At 65.5% G+C, this 23,076-nt stretch carries 19 protein-coding genes and 3 pseudogenes; 9 read left to right on the top strand and 13 right to left on the bottom strand.

Annotated features, from left to right (window positions below; translation table 11 throughout):
• Window positions 1-194: 194 nt before the first annotated feature.
• Window positions 195-689 carry a DUF6415 family natural product biosynthesis protein gene (locus PBV52_RS46100; protein ID WP_274247609.1) on the bottom strand — a complete coding sequence of 165 codons (495 nt, stop codon included), beginning with the start codon at window positions 687-689 and terminating at the stop codon, window positions 195-197.
• Window positions 690-857: 168 nt separating this feature from the next.
• On the opposite strand from PBV52_RS46100, the gene PBV52_RS46105 reads away from it, so the two are divergent.
• Together PBV52_RS46105 and PBV52_RS46110 are read left to right on the top strand one after the other, a co-directional pair.
• Window positions 858-2,246 (top strand): Tat pathway signal protein, encoded by a 1,389-nt coding sequence (locus tag PBV52_RS46105; RefSeq protein WP_274247610.1) that lies wholly within the window; start codon window positions 858-860, stop codon window positions 2,244-2,246.
• Window positions 2,247-2,318: 72 nt separating this feature from the next.
• Window positions 2,319-2,819, top strand: a complete 501-nt coding sequence (locus tag PBV52_RS46110; RefSeq protein ID WP_274247613.1) for an SAM-dependent methyltransferase — start codon at window positions 2,319-2,321, stop codon at window positions 2,817-2,819.
• A 299-nt stretch (window positions 2,820-3,118) separates the two neighbouring features.
• Here PBV52_RS46110 and PBV52_RS46115 read toward each other — a convergent pair whose 3' ends face one another.
• Window positions 3,119-3,448, bottom strand: a complete 330-nt coding sequence (locus tag PBV52_RS46115) for an ATP-binding protein (protein ID WP_274247615.1) — start codon at window positions 3,446-3,448, stop codon at window positions 3,119-3,121.
• A 137-nt stretch (window positions 3,449-3,585) separates the two neighbouring features.
• The gene (locus tag PBV52_RS46120) at window positions 3,586-4,392 is read right to left on the bottom strand and encodes a TauD/TfdA family dioxygenase (RefSeq protein ID WP_274247617.1); all 807 of its coding nucleotides are present in this window, start codon (window positions 4,390-4,392) and stop codon (window positions 3,586-3,588) included.
• 168 nt (window positions 4,393-4,560) lie between these two features.
• Between PBV52_RS46120 and PBV52_RS46125 the strand changes: the two genes are divergently transcribed.
• The 3 genes from PBV52_RS46125 to PBV52_RS46140 all read left to right on the top strand — a co-directional run bounded on the left by PBV52_RS46125 (window position 4,561) and on the right by PBV52_RS46140 (window position 7,584).
• Window positions 4,561-4,980: an NUDIX domain-containing protein gene (locus PBV52_RS46125; protein ID WP_274247619.1), complete on the top strand. Its 420-nt coding sequence runs from the start codon at window positions 4,561-4,563 to the stop codon at window positions 4,978-4,980.
• 6 nt (window positions 4,981-4,986) lie between these two features.
• Window positions 4,987-6,150 carry a helix-turn-helix domain-containing protein gene (locus PBV52_RS46130; protein ID WP_274247621.1) on the top strand — a complete coding sequence of 388 codons (1,164 nt, stop codon included), beginning with the start codon at window positions 4,987-4,989 and terminating at the stop codon, window positions 6,148-6,150.
• A 474-nt stretch (window positions 6,151-6,624) separates the two neighbouring features.
• Window positions 6,625-7,584 (top strand): transcriptional regulator, encoded by a 960-nt coding sequence (locus tag PBV52_RS46140; protein ID WP_274250035.1) that lies wholly within the window; start codon window positions 6,625-6,627, stop codon window positions 7,582-7,584.
• A 62-nt stretch (window positions 7,585-7,646) separates the two neighbouring features.
• Here PBV52_RS46140 and cutA read toward each other — a convergent pair whose 3' ends face one another.
• Window positions 7,647-7,973, bottom strand: coding sequence for a divalent-cation tolerance protein CutA (cutA, locus tag PBV52_RS46145; protein WP_274247623.1), 327 nt, complete (start codon window positions 7,971-7,973; stop codon window positions 7,647-7,649).
• A gap of 1,036 nt (window positions 7,974-9,009) precedes the next feature.
• On the opposite strand from cutA, the gene PBV52_RS51945 reads away from it, so the two are divergent.
• Together PBV52_RS51945 and PBV52_RS46150 are read left to right on the top strand one after the other, a co-directional pair.
• Complete coding sequence (locus PBV52_RS51945; RefSeq protein ID WP_373921980.1) at window positions 9,010-9,186, top strand: helix-turn-helix domain-containing protein; 177 nt, start codon at window positions 9,010-9,012, stop codon at window positions 9,184-9,186.
• A 239-nt stretch (window positions 9,187-9,425) separates the two neighbouring features.
• Entirely contained in the window at window positions 9,426-10,409 is a 984-nt protein-coding gene (locus PBV52_RS46150; RefSeq protein WP_373921981.1) for a tyrosine-type recombinase/integrase, read from the top strand.
• A 156-nt stretch (window positions 10,410-10,565) separates the two neighbouring features.
• On the opposite strand, the gene PBV52_RS46155 is transcribed toward PBV52_RS46150, so the two are convergent.
• Complete coding sequence (locus PBV52_RS46155; RefSeq protein ID WP_346283504.1) at window positions 10,566-13,880, bottom strand: ATP-binding protein; 3,315 nt, start codon at window positions 13,878-13,880, stop codon at window positions 10,566-10,568.
• A 144-nt stretch (window positions 13,881-14,024) separates the two neighbouring features.
• A complete protein-coding gene (locus tag PBV52_RS46160; protein WP_373921981.1) occupies window positions 14,025-15,008 on the bottom strand; it encodes a tyrosine-type recombinase/integrase in 984 nt (327 codons plus the stop codon).
• Between the two features lie 265 nt (window positions 15,009-15,273).
• Here PBV52_RS46160 and PBV52_RS46165 point away from each other — a divergent pair.
• Window positions 15,274-15,438 (top strand): annotated as a pseudogene (locus PBV52_RS46165) (pirin family protein); the annotation flags it as partial.
• Between the two features lie 996 nt (window positions 15,439-16,434).
• Here PBV52_RS46165 and PBV52_RS46170 read toward each other — a convergent pair.
• The 6 genes and pseudogenes from PBV52_RS46170 to PBV52_RS46195 form a co-directional block, all read right to left on the bottom strand.
• On the bottom strand, window positions 16,435-18,093 hold the full coding sequence (locus tag PBV52_RS46170) for a CRISPR-associated helicase/endonuclease Cas3 (protein WP_274247628.1): 1,659 nt from the start codon (window positions 18,091-18,093) through the stop codon (window positions 16,435-16,437).
• Between the two features lie 2 nt (window positions 18,094-18,095).
• Entirely contained in the window at window positions 18,096-18,671 is a 576-nt protein-coding gene (locus PBV52_RS46175; protein ID WP_274247630.1) for a CRISPR-associated endonuclease Cas3'', read from the bottom strand.
• 51 nt (window positions 18,672-18,722) lie between these two features.
• Window positions 18,723-19,530: pseudogene (locus PBV52_RS46180) on the bottom strand (IS5 family transposase).
• A 64-nt stretch (window positions 19,531-19,594) separates the two neighbouring features.
• Window positions 19,595-20,107, bottom strand: a complete 513-nt coding sequence (locus PBV52_RS46185; RefSeq protein ID WP_274247632.1) for a hypothetical protein — start codon at window positions 20,105-20,107, stop codon at window positions 19,595-19,597.
• A 346-nt stretch (window positions 20,108-20,453) separates the two neighbouring features.
• Window positions 20,454-20,717: pseudogene (locus PBV52_RS46190) on the bottom strand (DNA cytosine methyltransferase); the annotation flags it as partial.
• Window positions 20,718-20,794: 77 nt separating this feature from the next.
• The gene (locus tag PBV52_RS46195; RefSeq protein ID WP_274247634.1) at window positions 20,795-21,421 is read right to left on the bottom strand and encodes a hypothetical protein; all 627 of its coding nucleotides are present in this window, start codon (window positions 21,419-21,421) and stop codon (window positions 20,795-20,797) included.
• Window positions 21,422-21,666: 245 nt separating this feature from the next.
• Here PBV52_RS46195 and PBV52_RS46200 point away from each other — a divergent pair, with 245 nt between their 5' ends.
• Window positions 21,667-22,293: a hypothetical protein gene (locus PBV52_RS46200; RefSeq protein WP_274247635.1), complete on the top strand. Its 627-nt coding sequence runs from the start codon at window positions 21,667-21,669 to the stop codon at window positions 22,291-22,293.
• Window positions 22,294-22,696: 403 nt separating this feature from the next.
• Here the strand turns inward: PBV52_RS46200 and PBV52_RS46205 are convergent, their stop codons facing one another.
• The gene (locus PBV52_RS46205; protein WP_274247637.1) at window positions 22,697-22,822 is read right to left on the bottom strand and encodes a hypothetical protein; all 126 of its coding nucleotides are present in this window, start codon (window positions 22,820-22,822) and stop codon (window positions 22,697-22,699) included.
• Window positions 22,823-23,076: the final 254 nt, after the last annotated feature.

The raw sequence follows: 23,076 nt of genomic DNA on the forward strand, positions 1-23,076 counted from the left end.
GGCTTCAGGGCCGTCGAAACGGCCGGCGAACAGTCGGTGAGGCGAGGCTCCGGGGGTCACCGGTGAGGCGGCGACTCACTCGCGCCGTGCTGGTTCCTCGTCCGCCGACGGGGGACTGATTGCGCGATCACCGCGGAGAACCAGCCATGCCGTGGGACCAAGGATCAGGACGATCAGAATCGCCCCGGTGACGGTCATGTCCGGGGCATCGACGCGGCCAGGACGAGACAGGCGAAGGCGACCGCGAAGACTGTGCCGCGCAGCAGGTTGATCGGCGGCGTCCACCAACGCCGTCCCCGCTGCCGAATCGCACGGCTGGTGCCGTGTGCCTCCAAAGTTGCAACGAGCTCCTGGGCCGCCTCGGCCAGTTTGACCAGATGCACCCTGCTGGGCATGTAGCCGTCCGGAACTGCTGCCGAGCCGAGCTGCTGAGCGCGGCGTAGCGCTGGCTCCTCCTTCGGCAGCATGACGCCGAGTTGATCGATGTGACCGCGCAGACGCCTCGCAAGGTCTTCAACGTCGGCAGCGGTCTCCGGCAGAGGCGAGTCCTCGTCCAGCACGAGCGCCGCTGTCTCCGCCGCGGCCACCGCTTGATTGCGCTGTGAAACCGGCTCAACAGCGACGCAGCCCGCCCTGCTGAGCGCGACGCGTTGACAGGCGTCCTGGCGGGGAGCCAGCGAGAGGCGCATGACACAACTCCTGTTCAGATCAGGCCAAGTTGACCGGGGTCGTCGTGCAAAGTGAGTGATCCGGTCGCTACGTTGAGCGAACCGTGAATCCCCGCTGGGGGGTATGCCTGCGTGGCCCCCGAGGCCGTCAAATGCGTCAAAGATCATTTCGGAACCAAGGGGCAGCCCATGGCCCGCGTGCGAAACGTCGCCCTCGCCGCACTTCTGCGCGAAGCGGGCTGGTCCCAGCCTCAAGCAGCCGCAGCGGTCGCCCGGGTAGCCGCGGAGAGCGGGGTGCGTGAGCTGGACGCCATCTCCCGTTCGCACATAGCCATGTGGGTGCAGGGCACAAAGCCGAGTGGTCAGGCACCTCATATCCTTCGAGAGACGCTGTCCCGCAGGCTCGGCCGCCGCCTCACCCTGGCCGACCTCGGGCTGGAAGGTGAAGGCACAGGCCAAACCGACAGCGGTTCCGACTGGAGCGTCGACCCTCTGACCGTGATGGCCGAGCTGGGAAGCGACGACCTCGATATGCACCGACGCAAGCTGCTGGCCACCGCGGCGTACTCGGCCGCCGGCCTCGCCTTGCCCACCGCCTCGTGGTGGGCAACCGCTCCTGCCACGGCGGCGAAGCGCCCAGCAGTCTCCCCCCGGCTGGTGACACAGGCCGACATCGACGATGTCCGCGATCTGACGACCTTCTACTCCGCTCGTGACCAGCAGCGCGGTGGAGCCTCGGGACGCTCGGCCCTCGCCGGCCACCTGCGCGACGAAGCTGTGCCCCTGCTCGGCAGCAGGTTCCGCACGGAGCAGCTTCGCCGCGACACCTACTCGGCCGTGGCAGAGATGACCTACCTGTCGGGGTGGATGGCCTTCGACGCCTCCGAGCACCGCACCGCCCAGCGCTACCTCACTCTCGCCGCCCGCATAGCGGCCGAAGCGGGCGACGGGCCGCTCGGCGGCCACATCTTGCGCGCCCTCGCGCACCAAGCCGTGGACCTTGGACACCCCCGCCGCGCCCTCGCCCTGGCCGACGCCTCCATGAACCGCGACCGCTACGGCCAAGCTAGCCACCGCGAGAAAGCCCTGCTCGCGATCGTCCACGCACGAGCCCTCGCGGCCGACGGCGACCGCACCGGCACCCTCGCCGCCATCAGCCGCGCAGAACGGGACCTCTCCCGCGCCGACAACAACGACGCTCCGAGCCGCGTGAGCTTCTTCCAGGAAGCCTCCCTGGCCCACGAGACAGCCTGTGCCCTGCGCGACATGGGCCAGCCCTTGGACGCGGAGATCCACTTCCAGCACAGCGTGGCCACCCGCCGCCGCCAGCAGTACGCCCGCACCCACAGCGTGACCCTCGGCTACCTCGGCGCCGTCCAGGTTCAGCAGGGACGCCTCGACGAGGCGTGCGCCACCTGGAACCAGGCCCTCGACGCCATGGCCGGCGTGCAGTCCGGCCGTGCCCGCGACGTCATCGTCCGCATACAGAGTGACCTCTCGCCCGTCCGGCAGCGCGGCGGTCGCCATGTCGCCGAACTGGACCGCCGGGCTCGGGACATGCTGCGCACCATAGGCTGACCACAGAGCAGGTTCGCGGCGCTGGCTGTGGGCCGCCGTGCAGGCTACGCCGAGGGAGAGGAACGAGCGCCGATGCCGACGTACGAGGTCGAGTCGATCGCAACAGTCGTCGGGGGTCACACCCGCGTTCAGGACGACTACCAGGGCGGGGTCGAATCGATCATCCGGCTCGACGAGGCGTACCCCCTCGAAACGCTGCAGGGAATCGGAGAGTTCTCCCACGTGACGGTGACGTGGCGCTTCCACTTGGCGCGACCCGAAGACGTCGAGCTCCACGCACGCAGCCCACGGGGAAACCCGAACTGGCCGGCGACCGGTACGTTCGTCCACCGCAACCACCGGCGTCCCAACCAACTGGCGATCAGCTACCCGCGGTTGCTCAAGGTCGAAGGCCGGGACCTGCTGGTCACCGATCTCGACGCCGTAGACGGAACGCCCGTGATCGACCTGGCACCGTACTTCGAACAGATGGGGCCTCGGGGCCCGATCCGTCAGCCCGCGTGGCCTGGTGAGATGCTCGAACCGAACTACTGGGCGAAGGCAAGCGAACGACCCTCGGAGCGCCCTGCGTAACGGGAGTGACTGAGCTGTGCTGCTCGTCGTTTGGCTGGTCGGGGACCAGCTGGAGGTCTGAGCCCTCGCGTACCGGAAGTCACACCACGTCTCCTCGCCGCTGCTCTCCCTCCTGTATGAGGTCGCATGGACAAGCCGGATCCCGCGACCGGATTCACCATCGGGTCCGGCTTCCTTGAGTGAAGCGGGGGCAGGGAGCGTGCGCCATCCGTCCGCTCGCAGCCGGTGAGGGGCAACCAGACGCCATCGTGGGGAGAGCGAGACGACACCAGATCTGCGCGCCGGCGGTACTGCGGCCATCACGCCCTCCCCTCAGGGATGCGGAAGATGCACCACGTCGTCTTGCTGTCTTTGCTGACGCCCCACTCCCGGGCGAGGGCGGCGACGAGGAAGAGGCCGCGGCCGTTCTCGTCGGCCACGCCGGCGGAACGCAGCCGTGCCGGACTCGGGGTGCCGTCGGTCACTTCGATGCGCAGTTCATAGGGGGAGCGTCGCACCCGGAGCCCGACCGATTGTCCCTTGCCATGCTTGATGGCGTTGGTGACCAACTCGGAAACGGCGAGCGTGGCGTCGTCGGTCAGCGTGGTCAGGTCCCAGTGGCGCAGCTGGGCCCTGGTGATCCGTCTCATCTGCCCAATGCGGTGCTCAGCTGGGAGGAAGTCGACCTCGAAGCCGCCCTCGTCCGCCTGGTCCCAAGCCGCAGCGGCTGCGGCGAGAGACGTGGGGGACGTCGTCGCTTCTGCGGCGAGCGTTTGGGCTCGGTCCGTCAACATCCCGCCTCCGAGAGCATGGGCGTAGGGACGGAGGTGGGGGCGGCGGGCGCGAACCCTCGCAGCATGGGAAACAGGGGCTCCCCAAGGGCTCGCCAGAAGAGCCGATCGCCAGTGAAGGCACGGCGCGCGTGAAGCCAGCGTTCGTTGTCCAGCAGGTATCCCTGACCGGGAGCCAGGTCGAGACGCACTTGATGGCGTCCGGCTGCCGCCCGCAGTCGCGGGAGGTAGGGCTGAACGAGCGGGTTCCAGCGCGCCAGCCCGTCGAACCGCAGGCGCACGGAGACCCTCAGATCGTCGTGGACGGTGAACACCTGCGTGGCATGACCGTCTCCAGCGCCGAAGAACGCGGTGCGCGGTTGCGCCAGCGCAGCCCCGGTCTCCCGCTCGCCGGTGAAGAGGTCGGCGTGCACGGCTTGCCCGTCGGTGAGCAGGCATTCCCCACCCGTCGTGGCAGCGTGTCCGCACACGAGGAGCATCAGACGGGGCGGATTGGGGGTGCCGGATCGTTCCGTGTGCGGGGCAAGCGGGCCGTTTCCAAATCCGGCAAAGCCCGCCCGATGCGCGTGACGGCGGGTGTCGCGGATAGTGGTGAGGCCGTCCGAGTCGCTGTCGCGGTGCGGCACCAGATTCATGATCCGGGTCGCGAAGGAGAGCACGGCAGTGCGCGAAGCGAGACCGTCGACAGTGACCAGGCCCGTGTCCCGCAGTCGTGCTGCGATCTTCTCCTCGGCTCCCGGCACAGCCAGATCGACATGGTTGCGCACGAAGACGTCGGCGTACGGCTGATGAACTCGGCGCATCACGGATCTCCTTGGCTGCGATGGATTGGTCCCACTGTTCGGCGCCGCTGGACCGGGGGTAAAGCGACAGGTTGTCGACTCGGGCAATTCGCCCACGCCCAACTCGCGCCAGTGGCCGCGTGCTACGTTCCGACCACCCCCGGCCGTACGTGCAATCCGAGGAGAGCGATGGAGTACACGCCCCCCACCTGGCCCGTCTCCGTTAAGGGCGTAGCCGTGGACAGCCACCGACGCGTACTGCTGCTGAGGAACGAACGCGAGGAGTGGGAACTGCCCGGCGGGCGACTCGAACCCTCCGATGGCACTCCGGAGTTGGCAGTGGAGAGGGAGATCGAGGAGGAGACCGGTTGGGCGGTCAAGGCCGGTCCTCTCTTGGACGTGTGGATCTACCAGCCTCTGCCCGTGGCCATGCCGGAGCGGCGAGTCGTGATCGTCACCTACGGCTGCGCCGTCCTTACCCCGGACAAGACCCCCGTGGTGAGTCACGAGCACAAGCAGCTCGGCATGTTCGCCGCCGACGAAGTGCCCGGCCTGACCATGCCGGACGGATACAAGCAGTCCATCGCCGCCTGGTACGCACGGATGTGACCGACCATGGACAGCGCGATGGTGGCGCGGCGCTCGCAACACACCTTGTGGCACTGGGCAACCCCGCAGGCCGAGTCCGTCCTCGCCACCCGCGATCTCGGGGCCATCCTCCGCTTCCACCGCGCCGTACACGGTATGAACCAGTCCGAACTCGGGAAGCTCCTCGGCTACGACAAGACGTACATCTCGCTCCTCGAACTCGGAAAACGGAGCCTCGACGACATCGGATCCAGACGGCACATCGCCGAGGCCCTGCGTCTGCCCCCGCACATCGTCGGCGTCACCGATCCTGGCGACACCGACCACCGAGCCATGCTCCAGTTCGGCGAGTCCACCGTCCGCCTCGCCGAGATCGCCCGACAGTCCGGGCACGCCTCCGAAGCCGTCGCCGAGCTGTGGCCACTGGTCGCCCGGCTCGAAGCACGCATGGAGGACGGGCACACGGAGCGGGACGTTCTCCACCTCTTGGCCCGAGCCCGTGTCAGCCTCGGCGTCGCCCTGGGCAACGTCCTGCCGGAGGAACGACTGAGCACCGCCGCCCGCTGGACGGCAAAGAGCATCGACATCGCGCGCTACTTCGGCGAACCGGCCTTCACCTCCTACGTGCTGCGCATGCACGGCAACGAGCTGCGCAAGGCTCGCCTCCACGGAGCCGCTGTCGACCGTCTGCAGCACGCGGCTGCCATCGCACCGCACCACGAGGCGAAAGCAGCCGTACTTCCGCTGCTCGCTCGTGCGGTCGGCGCCCTCCGGAACCAGCCTCTGTTCGACGAGGCAATGCAGGAGACGAACCGGCTCCTCGAGGAGACCGAACACACGTCGCTGTTCAACCCCTACGCCCTGCACGAGATCCGACTTCGAGGGCTGATGGCCACCGGCAGGACCGACATCGCCGTACAACTGGTCGAGCAGGGCAGTCCTGTACCGACGACCACGGTCGCCCCACAATGGCGCGTGATCGAGCTCATCACCGTGGCCCAGGTACGGCTGGCCGCTGACGACTGCGGCGGCGCCGCGCAGTCCCTGCACACCGCCGTCGAGGAAGCGGTCCGCCAGCGCCTTCCTCACCAATTGCAGCGCATCGTGCGCGCGGCGCACCGTCGGCTGCCGGAGATCAGGGAAGTCGCGGACCATGCCCTGGACCGGATTCGGCAAGAGTTGGCCGCCTAACTTGATCTCGTCCCGGAGCAGCACCGGCTGGCCTCGGTTGCCCGACTTGAGGAACGTGGTCATGGGCCCATCGCACCGCGCTGCGAGGCCGTCTACCAGGGGAATCCAGAGGGGGAAAAATCTGTCAAGGGGGGAAAGCCACGGGGGAATTGGGGCCATGATTGGATTCCGCCCACGACAGAGGTCACACTCATGCCAGATCCGTTCGCCGAACTGTTGCTCCGGCTCCGGACGGACGCAGGCCGGACGCAAGAGCAGCAGGCAGACGCGATCAACGCTGTCTCCGGCCGGGACACCATGACTCGCCGGGAAATCAGCCGCTATGAGAAGTTCGAGAACGTCCCTACGAACCACACACTCGCCCACATCGCAGCGGCCTCCGGCGTCCCCTTCGAAGAACTACTACGGGAGGCCAAGGCCGCCCGCGCCCGGCGGAGGAGGGGGAACGTCCGTGAAGAGGAGGACCAGGACGACGTGAAGCGCCGCAAGCTGCTGGGCAGCGCCGCCATCGGCGTCAGCGCGGCTGCCGAGCCCTGGGGGCGGCTCGCCTTCGCGCTCAGCAAGGGCTCCCGCATCGACACGCCCGCTGCGATCGCGCTCATCAACCGAGCTGCTGACCTGCACGTCCAGGAACTCAATCTCAGTGCCCGCCGCCTGCAAAGCACCGTTGAGTCCCACCTTGACGCGATCACCGCAGCCCTGCCTCACGCCGGCGAGCACGAACGGGCGCTCACCATCGCAGCCGGGGAAACCGCCGCCCTTGCCGGATGGGTGGCCTGGGACCTGGGCGAGTACGACAAGGCTGGCGCCTACTACAACGTCACGACTGAGTGCGCGGCGAAGGCCGGGCATCCTCCCCTCAGAGCCTTGGCCCTCACCTACGCCAGCTACGGGGCTTCAACACCGAAGAGGAAGCTGGAACTCCTGTCCCAGGCTTCCCAGGATGTGCGGGGCCACGGCAACGCCACGGCCGCAGCCTGGGTCCTCGGAAGGCGCGCGGAGGAATCAGCCGCGGTAGGCGACGAGACAGGAGCGCTGCGTGCGCTTGACCGAGCACGCTTCGCGTACGACTTCGCGGACCACACCAGCGAACAGGCATGGGTCCGCTTCGTGACGCCGTACCGGATGGATTCGTTGGCCCTTTCCGTGTACGGGCAATTGGGTCGATCCGAACTCACCGCCACGGCCGACACCGCGGTCGACCGCCTCGGGGACGAACTACCGGATGGCGGCGTCGTCGTCCTCGGTGATCTCGCTGCGGCCCTGCTGTGCGGAGGCGACGTCGAACAAGGCGTCTACGTGTCGCGCCAGTTCACGGCCGCCTCCCAAGCCAAGCCCAACACGATGGGCAAGGAGCGCGCCGCGAAAATAGCCGCTTGGCTCCCCGACAGTGAGCGGGAACTCGCCCATCATTTGCGGCAGTTCGCGTCCTGAATCGATCCCCTCGTACACGGGCGAGCTAAGGACACGAGCGCCGTCACGCGACACGTCGCTCGTCAGTCCCGCGTTGTCTCCTCAACAACCCACGACAGGTACGCCTCCGACCCGCCGGTCACGGGCAGCGTGATCCACTGGGGGACGTCATACGGGTGCCTCTCGGACAGCCACGCCTCCAGCTGCGGGAGACGGTCTGTCGTCGTCATGTACGAGATACGCCACTCTCGCGCCGTCTCGACCTCGTTCTTCCACCAGTAGACGGCGGTGATCGGCCCGTCGATGTGAACGCCCGCTGCCAACTTGCTCTCAACCGCGCCCCGTGCCAGCGCCCTCGCCTGGTCCTCGTTGTCGATGGTCGTCTGCGCGATCACAATCTCGTTGGCCATGCAACTGCCTCTCCAGCTCGGTGTACCACGACCCTACCCAGCCGCCTCTCGTAGTCGCCCACCTCTCCAGGCGTCGTGTGCGGGGCCCAGCCCCTAAGGCAGCAGCCTGAACTGGCACGATCGCTGCATGACCGTGAGGGGCCAGGACTGCTCGACTTCGAGCGAGCCTCCGTGGGGCAGCCCGAGCGGGTTCTCGTCTCTACGGCGGTCAACATGACGACGACCGGGGGGCGGGCCGAGTACGAAACGAGCTCTGCAAGGCGTACGGAACGGACGTGACCAAGTGGGAAGGGTACGGCCGCAAGCCCCGACCGGCTCGAGTTGGTGGAGGTGCACACCAGTCGGTGCCCCCTATGCCAGTGGTTGAGGCCGTACACGTGAATGGCGGCGCGCTGTTGCTGCGAACATTCTCGATCGCGTCGGTGGCCTTGAGCGTTGTGACGAGGTACCGGAAGCCGTCGCGGTTCAGATGGCTCGTACAGCGCCGAGACTCGTCGAGACTGCGAGACGCAACTGCGCCGCTCCGAAGTCGTGGTTCACCTGCCAATGATCGACCTCATGGCCCGTCGCCTCACCGGCGAGAGTCTCCCTGAACAGGCGCCGGAACCTGAGCAGAAATCAAGCGCGAATCCCTGGACCGGATGCTCAGTTGTCCCACCGGAGAAGCCGTCCATGCAGTCAGTCATGGGACACCGGGAGGAGTGTCTGGCGCGCGAGCAAGGACGACCGGCCGGCCGGTCGGTCGGGATATCGCGCGTGGCGTCCTGGCAGCCAAGGTGTTGGGACGGACGGCTCTCTGCTTCTACCTAGAGGGCTACTCGGCGTGTCCGACACCTACCACCGTGATCGCCGGTCAAGGACAGAACCGAGCGGGGACGCAACATAGCCGACGATCGCCGGTTAGCCAAACCGGCGATCTTGCGGACTATGGATGTGGGTTCCGGAGAACAGCCCTTAAAGCGCGCTTATAGGAGTTCTCTCGGTTCGCTGGACAGTTGTATCTGCCAACTCGGGAGAGAACGTGACGGTGTGCTTCATGGATGTCAGGGAAACGGCTGAGTATTTGAACGTGTCCATCTCATGGCTCTATAAGAATTCCGCGCGTTCCGGACTGGCAACCTACAGATTCGGAACAGGCCCGAATGCCAAGATCCGATTCAAGGTGTCAGAAGTTGAAGCCTGGGTGAAGCAGCAGCGAGTGATGGGCGGATAGATCTCGCGAGGTCTCGCACCGAGAGACCAGCGGTAAAGTGCTAGCTCGTTTGTTACAGGGTGTCAATTTTGCAGAATCGTTCGTTGGTTCGTGGGATGGGTTCGTTTTTCAAGGAGTGTGAGCATCCGCGGTCGCGGTGGTCGAAGTGCCCTCACCCTTACAAGGTCCGGTACCGGTCGGCGGCGGGGCGGCAGTTGGAGGAGTCCGGGTTCGCGACCCAGGATGCGGCCGTCGAGCGTTTGACGGAAATCTACAAGGCGAAGAAGGCGGCGCCGCGGGGCCAGGCGAAGGCGGAGCGGATCGCCCGGTACGGGGCGATGCGGTTTGAGGAGTACGCCGGCGAGTGGAAGGCCGGGCAGCGGGATCTGGGGCCGGCGTCGGTGGTGCATCTGGAGTCGCTGCTGAACATCCATCTGCTGCCGCTGCTGGGCAGCCGGCGGATGAACTCCTTCGACCACAAGGTGGTTGAGGGCTTCCTGCAGACCCTGGAGCGTAATGGCATCGGCCTGGCCGCTCAGGCGAACGCCTTCGACAAGCTGAAGGCGATCCTGCTGGACGCGAACCGGCTCGGGCTGTTCGACGACAACCCGGTGGCCGGGGTGAAGACGCCGCAGTACGACCCCAAGCGGGTGGTGATCCCGTCACCGGAGCAGTTGCGGCAGATACGCACCGCCGGCGACGACAGTTTCCTGCTGGTCGCCGACCTGATGAGCGGCTGCGGCATGCGCAACGGCGAGGCGTTCGCGGTCAACCTCAACAACATCGTCGCCGACGACGTCTACCGCATCACCGAGCAGGTCAACCGGACCACCTGCCAGTACGAGCGGCTCAAGCACCGCAAGGTGGGCGAGTACCGGGACGTGCCCCTGCCCGCGCGGGTGAGGCAGAGCATCGAGTGGTACGCCGCCAAGCACGGCACCGTCGACGGCTACCTGCTGCGCCACCCGAGCGACCCGTCCCGCACGTTCCCGCACTACCACATCGCCAACCAGTGGCAACGGATCAAGAAGGCCGGCCAGATCGACATCCCTGACGGGATGGTCGTCTACGGCATGCGGCACTTCTTCGCCTCCAACTGCCTCACGCACGGCGTTCCCATCACCGACGTCGCCGAGTGGATGGGCCACAAGACCATCGAGATCACCTTCAAGATCTACCGCCACCTCATGCCCGGCTCCATCAGCAAAGCCGCCAAGATCCTCAACCTCGACCTCGCCGCATAACAGCCATCCGCAGGAAGCCGAACCCTTCTTAAGCGTGTCATCGGCCTTGCCCCACCCGTTGGAAACGCAAAAGGCAGCTTTGCTCAGTAAGAGTTCGAAAGATCCCCGCCTGAATCGATCGTTTGAAGTACGGGTCTTCATGCAACCCGGATTCGGTTACCGACTGTTGAGGTGGCGGATGGTCTCGGCTGCTTCAGCGGCGAGGTCGGGATGCGATCGATACGGATGGAGTAGCTCTATCGAAGTTTCATCGCCAACAGCCTTGAGCAAGCTCAGGGCCGCAATGCTGCGCTCGTGAGGAGGAGAGAAGGGGAACAATGAGCTCAGCCTGTTTGGGTAGGTCAAGGCGTGATGAAGTACAGCGCGTACGTGTTCTGGGTAGGACGAAAGAAGGCTGCCCACCAGGGATTTCTCAGTGCTTGCAGTCAAGTACGAGATTTGGCAGAGATGGTAGAGGGGGTCCACAGCTGCATCGGACAGAATGCTAGTAAGCCGTCTCCACGACGGCTCACTCCGAGTGCGCTGCTCGTCCGCTGAGAGGCCCGGCCGGTGCAGCCAGAAGATGATCTCTCCGTAGCAGCGCCAGGCTTCCGCGTCTGCGCCAGCAAAGCCGGACAGTAATGGGGGCGGGGCGGACAGGTGGGCGGCGCAGCCCTGAATGCCCAGGACGTGACACGCGACGACGTTCTGCCGGAACGGGTCCCGCACGTCGAGGTGGGAAGCCCAATAGCGGAATGCAGGCAATGCTATGGCTTCCCGACTGTCAAGAAGCTGATGCAGAAGAACGTCCGTAAATAATCCTGCGTCCCCCTGTTGCACAGCGAGGGCTGTGAGCTTAATTCGATCTTCAGGAGATAGGGATTCGATCGCCTCTGCGAATGGTGCCGCGACTACGTCCTCGAATTGACTGTTGATGATTCGTTGAGCGTGATCGTGAGCGTCTGCGTGGTCCGGGCTGGCGAGAATCCGAGCGATGTCCGACATGATCTCCCGGACCTGATACGGAGAATCTATTTGGCCGTAAATATGGAGAGCGTCGACGAGTGCGCTGGAAACCAGCAGGTCGTTCGTGTTCACGCCAGTCAGTAGTTCAATGATTTCGGCCGTTGTGTTCGTGTCCGCTACGCTGCGGTTGCTTGTAATCATGTCGAGAGCAGCCCATTGAAGATGCGCGGCACCGGTGCTCCAAGCGTGGGCGAGCAAGCGCGGTGTAAGAGTTACGGTGGCAGCATCTCCCGTATGTCGGAGCAAGAAGCAAAGTAACATCGGAACGGCGACTTCTCCGCGGCTGAGGCCGCCTACGCACCTGGCCAGCTTTGCTCCGTCAGGAAGTGCAGCTGCCTCGTGGGCAAACATAAAACTTGCTTCTGCTGCGTGCACCAAAACATCGGCCGGCAGACGTGCATCGTTAAAATTGGACGGCCCGGCGAGTGCTGTAGCAATCAGCGAGTCCAGGACAGGCCGATGTCGCTCCATAGAGTGCGCAGCTCCCTGCCGGAAACCTTCCTCTGTCTTGCGTAGAAGTAGCACGATTTGGTCTAACAAGCGTCCGTCGCGCGCAGTCGCACCTATGGCAGAGAATAGCCCGAGTTCGTAGTCACTCCATGACTGAGCTGGCGTTACTTTGTACCGAAACGGAGGGTCAATAGGGTCGACGGCCACCACAGCGGAGGCTGATATGGCATCTGTGGCGATTTCCAAGCAATGGCACGCATCAGTCAAAATTATCTGGTCGGCCGCTGGCCCCAACTGCCCGCGCAGAGCCTTTGTCAGCAGATCGCTGTCCGACAAATCACGGAGCAGATCACGCAACGAGTCGCGGTCACTCATTAGCGGAACTGCCCAGACGGAGAGTCCGCGGCGATGCGGCCGGGTGAGCTCCGTTGCGAGTTCTCTCGCACTGCTGCAACGCCACACAAGGGACTCTGCTGTTATCAAGCGCGCATACCACTCGTGACGGAACTCGAGTCGCTGCTGCCGAATGCGTATAACCGAACAGTGCAGTGCATCATCCACTACGCTTGCAGAGACCCCCATCTGCGTAGCCAGCAGGGCTGCGGAACGCATCGCCTCCGCCAGAGGAAGCCAACCCGTCAGGCGTTCATCCATTAATAGGGACCAGTGATGGAGAACCTGGCGGACGGCAGTGGGGTGCTGCAATTCACGAAGGTGCTCCGAAACCACGGCGCTCAGCAGGCCAACCCGTCCTGTTTCTGGGAGAATTTGCTGAACCAATCGTGCCGCCAGTGCGAGTTCGAACGCCGTACCAAAGGGAGCGTAATCCTCGGTCCGGCCAGTTGCACCGTACGAGCGCAATAGCGCGGTACGCCGGTCCCCATCCGGGTCGGTGACCCGGAATTGGTCGCCGATCAGTTCCCTAGGCAAGGGGGCATCTCTATGGCTGCTCAAAAGCAGGGTTGCTGACGCGCGTCGGCACCAGCCGCTCAGCTGCTTCAGTAGCCGATCCTGGAGGTGGCCTGGGCACTCATTGAGAGCATCGACGAGTAGGACGACCGGATAGGCGTGAGCCCGCGCAGCCCAGACCAACTCAGCTGCGTTATGCCTGGTGAAGGGAGCGACGCACTCGTCGAGGCTCTCCTCCCAACGGCCCTCGTATATGGCTGCCTGCACCAGTAGGGGTAGGCAGCCTGACCCGGCAAGCTCCCGCGCCGTGTGAAGCATGGTGTGGCTCTTACCCGTCCCAGAAGGTCCCACCAACTGAGCATGCCGCCCCTCGCGTAGCCACCCAGCGAGGTCCGCTGAGAGCAGGGGCTCAGTCCCCCCGTCTCTCTTCAAGGCCAGTGGAATGAGCTCGTGCAAATCCTGGGACAGATAACTGCTGAACTCAGCCAAGTACGCGTCCAAGTCACCAGCGCCGAGCACGGAGGCGTCGGGCCGCACAGGCTCGGAAGAGACCGGTCGGCAGAAATCCCGCATGGTCGCTTCACCAAAGAACCGGCGGACCACATCCGGAAGTGAGAACAGCATGTCGGACAGCTGTTCTTGGCCCCACAGCTCGATCAGCAGATCCGGATGTCGGCCACGCTGCTTCACTAACTCGAGGTCGAGTGCCGTGTCCCGCACACTGGCGGTCGTCACTACTACCAGGCGACGTGCATCGAAGGGACGAGGCCCGCCTGCATAGTCAGCCACGGCCTGGCGCAACACAGAAGGGGTGAACTTTTCATACCGCTTCGCTTGGTACACAGTAGAAGACGCACCATCGAAGAACCCCACCACGTCGACGCCTTGTTGCGCTTGGCCGCTGCGCCCGAACCTTCGGGCCTCTGAGGCACGATCCACTTCAAGTGCCAGTGCCAGTATCAGGTGCTCCAACGCGTCCCATGCCAACTGGCCTGTGGGGAGTAGGAGTGGTGCAGTGGTGGGCAAGGGCGGCGGAACCGGCAGCGGAACGGGTAACGAGTGGTCTCCGGCGCTGTGTAAAGCCTGGCCATCCTGCCCTGCATGCACGTCGTCTACCCCCCGTCGCTGTGGCCTGGGCCCATTTCTACCAGTGGCGATGTCCAGTATGTGCGTGGCTTGTGCCGGAGGGGCCAGCAGTGGAAGAACTGCTGCGCCGAGCGCTCGCTCCCTCTGGTCTCCTGCGGATGGCTGTTATGCGGCGAGGTCGAGGTTGAGGATCTTGGCGGCTTTGCTGATGGAGCCGGGCATGAGGTGGCGGTAGATCTTGAAGGTGATCTCGATGGTCTTGTGGCCCATCCACTCGGCGACGTCGGTGATGGGAACGCCGTGCGTGAGGCAGTTGGAGGCGAAGAAGTGCCGCATGCCGTAGACGACCATCCCGTCAGGGATGTCGATCTGGCCGGCCTTCTTGATCCGTTGCCACTGGTTGGCGATGTGGTAGTGCGGGAACGTGCGGGACGGGTCGCTCGGGTGGCGCAGCAGGTAGCCGTCGACGGTGCCGTGCTTGGCGGCGTACCACTCGATGCTCTGCCTCACCCGCGCGGGCAGGGGCACGTCCCGGTACTCGCCCACCTTGCGGTGCTTGAGCCGCTCGTACTGGCAGGTGGTCCGGTTGACCTGCTCGGTGATGCGGTAGACGTCGTCGGCGACGATGTTGTTGAGGTTGACCGCGAACGCCTCGCCGTTGCGCATGCCGCAGCCGCTCATCAGGTCGGCGACCAGCAGGAAACTGTCGTCGCCGGCGGTGCGTATCTGCCGCAACTGCTCCGGTGACGGGATCACCACCCGCTTGGGGTCGTACTGCGGCGTCTTCACCCCGGCCACCGGGTTGTCGTCGAACAGCCCGAGCCGGTTCGCGTCCAGCAGGATCGCCTTCAGCTTGTCGAAGGCGTTCGCCTGAGCGGCCAGGCCGATGCCATTACGCTCCAGGGTCTGCAGGAAGCCCTCAACCACCTTGTGGTCGAAGGAGTTCATCCGCCGGCTGCCCAGCAGCGGCAGCAGATGGATGTTCAGCAGCGACTCCAGATGCACCACCGACGCCGGCCCCAGATCCCGCTGCCCGGCCTTCCACTCGCCGGCGTACTCCTCAAACCGCATCGCCCCGTACCGGGCGATCCGCTCCGCCTTCGCCTGGCCCCGCGGCGCCGCCTTCTTCGCCTTGTAGATTTCCGTCAAACGCTCGACGGCCGCATCCTGGGTCGCGAACCCGGACTCCTCCAACTGCCGCCCCGCCGCCGACCGGTACCGGACCTTGTAAGGGTGAGGGCACTTCGACCACCGCGACCGCGGATGCTCACACTCCTTGAAAAACGAACCCATCCCACGAACCAGGACAGCGGAACCCACGGTTGCTGACTCCTCCACGACCGATGCTGGCAGCTTGCTGACCCTCACCGATTCGGAACAGCGCTGACCTGCACTGATGCGCGCAGGATCCGCTATGTTCTGGAACTGGATCGGGCGGACCCAGCAGGAGATCGAACAGGCCCGTCAGGACTGGATGGAAGGGCGGCGGTTCGGTGAGGTGAAGGGGTACGACGGTGATCCGCTGCCTGCTCCGGAACTGCCGCCGGTGCCGTTGAAGCCACGGGGGAGAGTGCGCTGACCTGCGGAGACGCGTCAGCGTTGGTGGTCGCAGGGCGGAAGGCGGTCGGTAATTCTCAATGTCTTCCACCTGCTTGCCGGGAGGCGTCTGAACAGCTGGCTGGCTCCGGCCGATGCGGTTGGCGATTCCACAGTGCGGCTGTCTGTGGGCGGCTGTGGCAGGACTCTTGCTGACCTAATGCTGACTTTGCTGACGCCTCGTCAGGCTGGGGTGAGGAGCTCTCTTCCCAGCTTCGGCGCTTGCGTAGGCGTTTGCCGGTTCGGTGGTGCCCGGACCGATGCTGACCTGGCTGGCGGTCGAGTCAGACGTTGCGGGAGGGTAGCGTCGCTCACACTGCCGCCTTGTGGAGATTCAACAAGGCTCCGACGTCAACGCTGCATGTCAGCAGCGCCGCTCGTGTCCGATCCGACAAGCGCTGCGCCGGAGAGTGACTAAAGCTCGCCACCATCGAGGAGGACGGTGCGGGGACTGCGTTTGACGACGTCGGTCATGGACCGGGTTCCTTCTGGTCGCGGTAGACCAAGAAGCCGAGGCGGAGTGCCGCCTTTGGGTGAGCGGATCTCCAGCCTGGCGGAGCCAGCACCAAGCAGACCGTGGCCATGGTGTGGCGTGGGCGTGCCCTACCACTGCCCCAGCGGCCGCTGCCTCCCCAAGTGTTGGATAAACCATGCCACTTCGTCCAAACGCCGGGCTTGCGGTTGCCCCAGCTGGGGTTGCGGTCTTTGGCCGCCCCGAAGGCGACCGCCGCCACCAGGCCGGCAAGTGAGGCCCACATACCGAGGATCCTCGGTCGCCCCGAAGGGTGCCCGACACTGGGGGCGTCCTGGACGTCGAGCTGCAGGTATCTGGAGTTGCGATCCTCGGCCGGACCGAGGGGCGGCCGCCATGCTGGTAGCCAGGACGGTCACTGTATCGAGGCTCTGCTGGAGGGTTACGGGCACGACAGGGAGTGGGTGAAGCGGCCGTTTCCTTGGGCGCGACTTGCGTGTCGCGGTTTCACGTGGGGTTGCGGAGCGCTTTACTGAGTGGCTCGATTCCTCGTTGCGGGTGGTAGTGGCCTGTCCACTCGTAGAGGTCACCGGCGACTTCGACCGCGTGACCGGCACTGATCGCTGACTCCAGTTCTTTGTGAGGGATCGATGCCATGTGGTCCTGGAGGGCGCGGTAAGTCTCCGGTGTCGGCACTCCGCCGCGGAGTTGCCCGATGGCGTCCCGGGCGGCCTGATGGTCTTTATGGGTGAGCTGGGAGCGGATGACGACGACGGCCACGGAGTGCTCGTTGTCGATCATGCGCATTCTGCGGGCGACTTCCGGATAGTCCAGCTTCTCTCGCAGTGCCTCGATGACTTCTCCGGTGGCTCCGTCGGGATCTGTGGAGGAGCGTCCGGCCTGGAGCTGGTAGCGGTGCTGGTAGTAGGAGCGCAGGGTGTCCAGGTCGTCGGGGGCTGCCAGGTCCTTGCCGAAGCGGCGGGATGCTGCGGCGATGCCGGACCAGTTGTAGATCACTTGTGGCTGGAGTCCGTCGGTCGGTTCGAAGACGGTCAGGACGCTGTCTTGGGTTTGGCGGTGGCCTTCGCGGTTGATGCGTCCGGCGGCCTGCTGTTCGGACTCCGGCAGTGACCTGGCGCGGAATCCGTGCGGGAAGTCGAGGTCGACGCCGGCCTCGATCAGCGACGTCGATACCAGCAGCGTGCCCAGGCCGGCCTCTAGGCGTCGCTTGGCGGCCTGGATGGTCTCTCGGCGGTGACCGCCGGTCATGCGGGTAGACAGGTGCAGCACGCCTGGACTCTCCCTGCGGCCGTCGAGCCACGTTTTGTGCACTTGGCTGGCGTCCTTGGTGCCGTTGACCACCACCAGGGCGTCGGTGTGCGTTGTGGCCTCGGCGGCGATGCTCTCAAGCGTCACGGCTGGGCCGGTGCGCCACTCGTACCGGACCCGGCGCAGGCGCTCGAACAGGGGCGCGGGGTTCGCGACGATCTCGCGCTGCGGCAGTCCGGTCTGCCAGGGGTTGAGCGCGGAGAGTTCCGGCTGGGTCGCCGAGGACAGCACCAGGGTCACGCCGTAGTGCTCCACGAGCTCGCGCAGCCCGGACAGGATGGGTGTCAGCAGAGCGTCGGGGAGGGCCTGGACCTCGTCCAGGACGAGGACGGAGTTCGCGATCCGGTGCAGTCGGCGGGTGGCCGAGGGGCTGTTGCCGAAGAGGCTCTCGATCAAGCGGACCGTGGTGGTCACGATGAACGGGGCGTCCCAGTTCTCCGCGGCCAGTTTCGCCCACGGGTTGGGGCGGTGGGGCGTTTCGAAATTCACGGCGGAGTGGTGTTCCAGGACCGTCCGCGGCCCGTGCTCGGGATCCAGCAGGCTGCGGTAGACCGCCGCGTTCTGTTCCGTGATCGAAATGAACGGGACCGCGACGATGACGCGCCGCAGCCCGTGCAGGGCGGCATGACGGAGCGCGAAGCCTCCCCCGGTGAACGTCTTTCCCGCGCCGGTCGGCAGGTGCAGCCGGTAGACCCCCGGCTTGCCGGCGGCTGCCTCGACGGCCTCCCCGTAGATGTCCTCTCGGAGCTGGTCCAGCCATGAGGGAGCGGTGCGGCGTCGGCGCTCGGCAACTGTCTCCCGGCGGCGGGTCTCGTACCGCTCCCACAACTGCGCCATGCTCACGGCCCTCGGGGGTGCGTGCCGGGTCTGAAGTGGGCGGCGGTGTCGAGCCGGTCCGCGTCGACCACGGCCGAGTACGTCATGCGGACCAGCATCTCCACACTGGTCCGGTCGTGCGGGGCAAGCCAGTTGGGGGCCGCCGGACAGGTTCCGTACAGGATTTCCGGCATGACGCCGGCGACCTGGCTGATCGCCTCGTCCACCTCTGCGGAGTCCCGCATCAGGGCCTTGAGCCGGACCTTGAGTTCCGACCAGGCGGGCAGGCCGGTGTGATGTCCCTCGATCACTCCGGCGAACGGTGTCAGCACAGGATGGCGCCGGGCCGCCTGGGCGAACAAGAACGCCCCGGCGTCATGGTGTGGAGGGCGGCGGACCTTGCGGCCGGTCGGGGCCTCCTCGATCAGCCCGTCCTGCCAGGCGCACGCGCCCTTGCCGGTGTCGTGGTCACGCCCCAACCGGCAGGCGAGTTCTCCGCCTCCCCAGACTTCGGCGAAACCGCGTGCCAGCTCGCCGGTGCCTCGGGCGTGGTCTTCGTACCATTGCCAGACGCCCCGACGGCCGGGTGAGTGGGCCACGAGCCTGCCCTCCGGAACCGGAACCGGGCCTCCTAAGAGCTCGTAACACGATCATGGGCGGACCTTCTTGAGGCGTCTCCAGCAGATGAGGCCGCAGGCCAGTGAGACGAAGGCGTCGTGGAAGTCGAGGCGTCTTTCCCAGCGGACGGCCAGGCGCTTGAAGTGGTGCAGGAGCGAGAAAGTCTGCTCGACGACGTAGCGGAGCTTGCCGAGGTCCTTGATGTTCGGGGCACCCTTGCGGGAGATCACCGGCAGGATGCGACGCCTGCGCAGCTCGCGCCGGTTGGGGTTGCTGTCGTAGCCCTTGTCGCCCAGGAGTGCGTCGGGGCGCCTGCGGGGACGACCCGGCTTCCCTGCGACGGGAGGAATGCTGTCGACCAGGGCGAGGGTCTGGGTGACGTCGTTGACATTGGCCGCGGTGGTGATGACATTGAACGGGGTACCCTTCCCGTCGCAGATCAGGTGATGTTTACTGCCCGTCTTCCCGCGGTCGACCGGTGACGGGCCGGTGGCCTCGCCCCCTTTTTCGCGCGAATGTGGGAGGCGTCCACGCAGGCCCGCGTCCAGGACAGGCGTCGGCCGCGTGCAATTCGGCGAGCAGGATGTGGTGCAGCTTCTCGAAGACGCCGACCTCGTGCCATCGGCCCAGCCGACGCCAGCAGGTCTGTCCGGAACCGAACCCCAGCTCCAGCGGCAGCAGTTGCCAGCTGACGTCGTTGTAGAGCACGTACAGGATGCCCTGCAGGCACAACCGGTCATCCAGCGGCTTCGGACCGGGTGCCTTCTGTGGCCAGGGCGGCAGCAACGGCTCGATCAACGCCCAGAGGTCATCGTCCACGATCCACGGTCGAACACTCACGCTTTCCCAACGGCCGAATCGTCACACCGGTCACGCCCGTCCCACTGCGACAGCGGCACGGCGTCTATGACGGCCAGGACGATTCATCGGTGGCCGGGACGCCTTCCAAAGGAAGGCGATCGCGGTAGTACTCCGACTCCAACCAGTCCTCCCTCACGAAGACCGGCCGCGACATCAGCACGCCACCGACCTCCTGTGAGCGCAGGAGAACCCCGAGATCGGTCAGGGCGAGGGAGTCATCGAGGGTGTACAGCAAGCAACTCCCGTGCTCGGCGGCGTAGTCAAGGAGGAACTGGTGCGCCTGCTTGGGATCGCGGCCGGCCAGTGCAAAGCCCGCCAGCAAGACCTGCGGACCCGTGACCGCATCCAGGGCAATGCATGCCAACTTGCCCGCGTCGTAGAACACCTTCACCCCGTCGGCGAAATCTTCCTGCTCGTAGGGCCCGCCCACCCGTTTCTGCGGCTCAGAGCCCCGGAGCGCTTCGGCGACCTCGGCCGGGCTCATCCCGAACCGCAGTGGCCCCAGCCCGGCTCCGGGCAGCAACTCCCAGTGCTCCCGTCCCCCGCTTGTGCTCACGTGATCCGCCCCTTCAAATGACCATCTCCTGTGGCCCGGCATCGCGTGCGAGACCAGCGCCCAAAGTGCCACCTGAACAGACCGAGCGCCAACTGAAGGACTCACGGCCTCCGCAGAACAAGGCAGGGGAGCACTCGGTCGCACTGCCTACCTCAACAAGATCGTGTTACGAATTCTAACGGGTCAACTAACTTGTTTTCAGGCATATTTGACTTCCTGTCGGTTATGCGCTGAGATCCCAGCGCACCATCGTTGTGGACTTGGAGGTTGCGTTCTTTGGTCCGAGCAACCCCACTTCGGCTGCCGCGAGCGCCGTTTATGCCCCGTCATCATGCATTTTCCTCCCTTCGTCCGCGCATGCGCCGATGAGCTTCTGGCGGGTGTCGCGGCCGGCGGCAAGGTCGGTGACGGCCTGGTGGACGAGCGGCTGGTCGACCAGGCCGAGCCGTTTGCCCGCCATCGACCACGCCTGGCACGGCGTAGACGCGATCAGACCGAGAACACGGCCGGAGAAGATCCACACCGGGTAGGTGGCGACGTCCGTCCGGATCGTCAACTGACCTGCCCTGGCACGGGTTTTGCACGCCTATTCGTCCCATTCCAGGCCCATATCACGTGCGCCGAGAACGGTGAGTGCATGGCTCCAGCCCCTGGGCCCGGTGAACAGATCAAGGATGAACCGCTGGCTCACGAGGCGAGCCCGAAGTCGTCCTGCGCCGGCTCGTGTTCGGATCCGCGGCAGGCCCAGGGCGAGCATCCGTCGACGACACCGTTCTCCAGCTCTTCGACCGCGATGGGACGGTCGTCGAGTTCCTGCTGGCGCGCGGCCCACTCGGCGGCCGTGACGTGGTCGATGGGCGCCTGGTCGAGGGGGACACGGGAGCGGTGCAGGAATGCCTGCCCAAGCAGCCGGTTCTCGGAGGTGTTCGCGCGTGCGTTGCCCTGGCGGATCGCCGCATCGAATGCGACCACGTCCTCCCATTCCTCCGGGCTCGTATCCCGGATATGCCGCCACTGCGCGTTACCATGAAATGGGTAACCCAAACAGCTCGATTTCGGCGTACCCGTCAGCCCGATCGATGACAGGTATCTAACGCAGTCAGTCCGGGACCAGTTGAGGTCGATCAGAGGGTGCCGGTTGTGCATGTACTGGACGTCCGCGTCCTTGGCCCGATGGAATTCATCCGTCGATATGCCGACCCACTGATCGACGAAGACGTCCTTGGGGATGCGCAGAGGGTAGGGGTATCCGAGGAGTTCCCTGACCTTCTTCTTGATCGGCTTGATCTTGTACTCGCCGGTGCTTCTCTGCACTTCACTCGAAAGGGTGGGGAGAGGTATGGGGTGCAGGGGTTGCTCCTTTCGCAATGTCTGGTGGTCAAGCGCCTCGCGGATGAGGAGGCAGGCGACTTGCTTCAATGTCCGCGGAACTGAACCTGCCCGTTCCCTCACGTGGGTGACGGCCGTGTGGTCGCGGAGGTCGACCTTGCTGTTTCAGGCGTGAGGGCGGCGGAAAGGGCCGCTAACTGAAGGGTTGACAGGCGTGGTTGGCTGGCGGGATGGAATGGATCCTCGGCCGGTCCGACGCGCCGGACCTGATGTACGCCGTCGACCTCGTGGATGCCCGACACTCCGACTGGGATCTATGGGTGCCGGCGATCGAGCTGGTGCAGTGCGGACGGGTGGTGAAGCCAGCCGTCTTCCTCAAGGTCGGCCATTACGAGTACAACGCCTGGTCGGAGCGTGTGCTGCTCGACGCGGTGCGGTGGGAGTGGCACCCGCCGAAACCGTGCGTGGTGTTCCGCATGTCGATGTTCTTCCGCGACCCGCAGGGCGGCCGGCTGGGGGTCGCAGCGCGGGGCCAGGTCACGGACACCACGGTCGCGATGGACCAGTACAGCCACCAGCTAGTTTGCGCTGCACTGTTCGACCCGACGCTGCGCGACCACATAGACCGGATCACGGCGCTGGTGGAGGCGCCAGGTCCCCTGGTGGTGTTCTTCGTCGAGGAGGACGGCACAAGAATGAACCACATCTTCTGCCACGGCATCACCGGTGGCGCCCTGACCCAGCTCCAGGACGCGTCGCTGGAGGCCGCGAAGCTGCCACCACCCGACCGGGCAGCTTTCGACGACGCGTGCGCCGCGGCAGAGGCCGACAAGCCCACGAAGAACTGGTGGAGTTGAGCACAACACGAGGAGGGCGCTCGCGGCGTCACTGGTAGCCCAGCTTGGTGACTATCCTGCCGGCCAGGGCAGCCAGCAGTGCCGCTACTGAAGGAGGCCCAGCTTCATGGTCGTACGACCATGCCTCATGTGCGGAAAGGACGTCGAGGCTGTAGGGGGGGGGAGTAACACGGTATATAGCCCCCGATATGGGGCCACTTATGCTTGCCACAGTGGGGGATGTGACGGCATGTCAGGATCGTATGACACTGCTGTCAAGTGGGAACGGCTTGCGCAGATGCCGAGCGAGGCCCGGGAGAGACATTGCGTGCCAGAGTCTGAGCCGTCACTGCCAAGACGACTGTCCTGGTTTCGTCGACGACGATGAGTCGGAATCCGCAAGCTGTCGGAACGGGCTGGTGTTTCACTGATCCTCCTTTGTGCTCCGGGCGGTGGGGATGCCGAGGTCGACCGCCGGACGCTGGAACCGGCGTTGGGCCTCGTCGCGCTTGGCGCGGAGGAAGGTCAGGGCTAGGTCGATGCCCTCCATCTCGCCGAATCCGGCTGACCCTCCGCAAAAGGCGGGCCGGGCTGCTGAGACACCGGGCCTCTCGCGACCTTCCCGCCAGCAAGCGAGGGCCGGGCCGGGGAGGAACGGACGATGGCAGGCTGACCGTGAACTTTGCCGCGACGCGAGGCCAGCGAGGTAGCACGCCAACTGCTGGACTTCACCGCACATGTCCGCGCCAAAATCCCGCACGTCACCGACACGATCTTCGTCAGCGCCGCCGTCCACCCCAACTA

Origin of the sequence: Streptomyces sp. T12 (assembly GCF_028736035.1) — a bacterium.
Lineage (GTDB): Bacteria > Actinomycetota > Actinomycetes > Streptomycetales > Streptomycetaceae > Streptomyces.

What these genes read in the sequence shown, in the direction of transcription:
- PBV52_RS46105 (WP_274247610.1), top strand. Translation starts at nt 858, where the DNA reads ATGGCCCGCGTGCGAAACGTCGCCCTCGCCGCACTTCTGCGCGAAGCG.
- cutA (WP_274247623.1), bottom strand. Translation starts at nt 7,973, where the DNA reads ATGGCCAACGAGATTGTGATCGCGCAGACGACCATCGACAACGAGGAC.
- PBV52_RS46170 (WP_274247628.1), bottom strand. Translation starts at nt 18,093, where the DNA reads ATGGCGCAGTTGTGGGAGCGGTACGAGACCCGCCGCCGGGAGACAGTT.
- PBV52_RS46110 (WP_274247613.1), top strand. Translation starts at nt 2,319, where the DNA reads ATGCCGACGTACGAGGTCGAGTCGATCGCAACAGTCGTCGGGGGTCAC.
- PBV52_RS46115 (WP_274247615.1), bottom strand. Translation starts at nt 3,448, where the DNA reads ATGAGACGGATCACCAGGGCCCAGCTGCGCCACTGGGACCTGACCACG.
- PBV52_RS46100 (WP_274247609.1), bottom strand. Translation starts at nt 689, where the DNA reads ATGCGCCTCTCGCTGGCTCCCCGCCAGGACGCCTGTCAACGCGTCGCG.
- PBV52_RS46205 (WP_274247637.1), bottom strand. Translation starts at nt 22,822, where the DNA reads ATGGAGGGCATCGACCTAGCCCTGACCTTCCTCCGCGCCAAGCGCGAC.
- PBV52_RS46130 (WP_274247621.1), top strand. Translation starts at nt 4,987, where the DNA reads ATGGACAGCGCGATGGTGGCGCGGCGCTCGCAACACACCTTGTGGCAC.
- PBV52_RS46125 (WP_274247619.1), top strand. Translation starts at nt 4,561, where the DNA reads ATGGAGTACACGCCCCCCACCTGGCCCGTCTCCGTTAAGGGCGTAGCC.
- PBV52_RS46120 (WP_274247617.1), bottom strand. Translation starts at nt 4,392, where the DNA reads ATGCGCCGAGTTCATCAGCCGTACGCCGACGTCTTCGTGCGCAACCAT.
- PBV52_RS51945 (WP_373921980.1), top strand. Translation starts at nt 9,010, where the DNA reads ATGGATGTCAGGGAAACGGCTGAGTATTTGAACGTGTCCATCTCATGG.
- PBV52_RS46200 (WP_274247635.1), top strand. Translation starts at nt 21,667, where the DNA reads ATGGAATGGATCCTCGGCCGGTCCGACGCGCCGGACCTGATGTACGCC.